General features: G+C 45.9%; 3 protein-coding genes. All 3 read right to left on the bottom strand.

What is annotated here, in order from left to right; translation table 11 throughout:
- Positions 1 to 101 precede the first annotated feature (101 nt).
- Positions 102 to 350: a zinc ribbon domain-containing protein gene (locus F6K18_RS36110; protein WP_287528183.1), complete on the bottom strand. Its 249-nt coding sequence runs from the start codon at positions 348 to 350 to the stop codon at positions 102 to 104.
- Between the two features lie 156 nt (positions 351 to 506).
- Positions 507 to 956: a transposase gene (locus tag F6K18_RS36105; protein WP_287528180.1), complete on the bottom strand. Its 450-nt coding sequence runs from the start codon at positions 954 to 956 to the stop codon at positions 507 to 509.
- Positions 957 to 1,328 carry a helix-turn-helix domain-containing protein gene (locus tag F6K18_RS36100; RefSeq protein ID WP_287528178.1) on the bottom strand — a complete coding sequence of 124 codons (372 nt, stop codon included), beginning with the start codon at positions 1,326 to 1,328 and terminating at the stop codon, positions 957 to 959. It abuts the gene before it with no gap.
- Positions 1,329 to 1,441 lie beyond the last annotated feature (113 nt).

Below are 1,441 nucleotides of genomic sequence, written 5' to 3'. Positions count from 1 at the left end.
AGTGACATCCTCCCGACGCCGACCTGACGGTACGGCGCGGGCTTCCAAACCTCACAGTTTGGCATTCCTAGTTTTTCTCCCTACGAGGTTTCGCCTCTGACCTAGACGGAGTTGCCTCCGTCCCCGGCAGACCGACTGCATAGGCGTTTTCTATTCCCCAGAGTCCCTGGGTACTCAATTTTTTCTAGACCACGCAATCTGATTACTTCTGATGCTGCATGATCTCTGTCTGTCTCGTATCCACATTCACTACATCTATGTCTCCGTTCCGAGAGTTCTTTCTTTCCCGTATGTGTTCCACATTGAGGACAAGTTTGAGATGTTCCATCAGGATTGACACGAGCAGGCAGGAATTTGATGTTTCTTGGCTACCCATTCCAGCACGTTCAGGAACTGTCCGAAAGCTGCATCCAGAGTGTGCTTTCAAGGGCATTCCTCTGGACATGGCTTTCAAGTTTAAATCCTCAACAAACACCATCCCAATACCCTCTTTGCGACAAAGATGGTTAGCTAGTAAGAAGCTGCCAATCTTTCCGCACATTTGCAATGTGATTGTGAAATCTGGCTACCTGCTTCCTGACTTTCTCCTGATTTTTAGAACCCTTTTTCGTTCTGCCATACTTGCGTTGCAGTAATTCCAACTCGCGATACAAGGATGTCAAAAATCGGGGTCTCCCAATAAACTCTCTATCTGAGGTTGTCAAAAACTTCTCCAAACCCAAATCTATACCTATCGCTTCTCCGTGAGGTTGAGCTTCTGGTCTCCATACCTCAGACTGGAGCGTGAGTACTACGAACCACCTATCTGCCTTCCTGAATACCCTTGCTTGCTTGACTACAAAACCTTCTGGAATTGGTCGGTGCAAGTTAATGGGTATTTTTCCTCTCTTGGGGAGAGAAATCTGCCAACCTGTAATGGGGTTAGTTTTAAATTGAGGAAACAGCATCGACTTCATTTAGCCCAACTTCTTGAAGCGAGGAAAGCCATAACCTCTTTGCTGGAAATAATTCCAACCATCGTGCAATCTACGAATTGTAGTTTGCAGAACTTGAGAGGGAACTTCTCTGAGTTCTGGGAATGCTTTTTTGGCCAGGGGCAGTGCGTTTTGCTGGTTGTAGTAGGTTGGAAAAGACTTGTTAGCTGGGATGATGTATTCTTTTGATCGGGAATAATAGTTCAAACTACACTTACGGGCATTCACCCAATCCTTGATTTCCCGCAAGGCATAGTTGTACACTTTGCGAGATCTTTCCCACCAATGGAGCATAGTTTGCTCTGGGATGGGGTCGGGGTGAAGTCCATAGCGATAGTTGATGGTTAGAGTCATACAAAAATTCTAACACAGAATGATTACTCTATAGCTCTATATCTATACTGTTGCAGATTTTTCCGGTCAATCCCGGAAAAAATCGGCTTGAGGGGTCCATGTATCCCGACGCT

Origin of the sequence: Okeania sp. SIO2C2, assembly GCF_010692625.1 — a bacterium.
Classification (GTDB): Bacteria; Cyanobacteriota; Cyanobacteriia; order Cyanobacteriales; family Microcoleaceae; genus Okeania; species Okeania hirsuta.
The sequence above is the reverse complement of the archived record's forward strand: the minus strand, read 5'-3'. Positions and strand labels throughout refer to the sequence as shown.